The 255-nt window shown below is 63.9% G+C and carries 1 protein-coding gene; it reads left to right on the top strand.

Translation table 11 applies throughout. The annotated features are described in order from the left end of the window. Positions 1 to 255: IS3 family transposase (locus AB3X86_RS38480; protein WP_368599921.1), on the top strand; the 255-nt coding region annotated here is incomplete at both ends.

The following is a 255-nucleotide window of genomic DNA, read 5'->3' as shown; positions in this document are numbered from 1 at the left end:
AGCCGATCTGCAGGGTACTGCCAATCGCGCCGTCGACGTACTACACGCATGTGGCCCGCCGCGCCCATCCTGAGCTGGTGCCGGCGCGGGCCCAGCGCGACAGGATGCTCAAGGATGAGATCCGGCGCGTATGGGAAGAAAACTTCCAGGTCTATGGCGTAGACAAGGTCTGGACGCAATTGAAGCGCGAAGGCATTGTCGTGGCGCGCTGCACGGTCGAGCGGCTGATGAAGCAGATGGGCCTGCGCGGTGTGG

Origin of the sequence: Paraburkholderia sp. BR14374 (assembly GCF_040948685.1) — a bacterium.
Lineage (GTDB): Bacteria > Pseudomonadota > Gammaproteobacteria > Burkholderiales > Burkholderiaceae > Paraburkholderia > Paraburkholderia youngii.
This window is presented reverse-complemented; position numbering and strand designations above follow the sequence as displayed.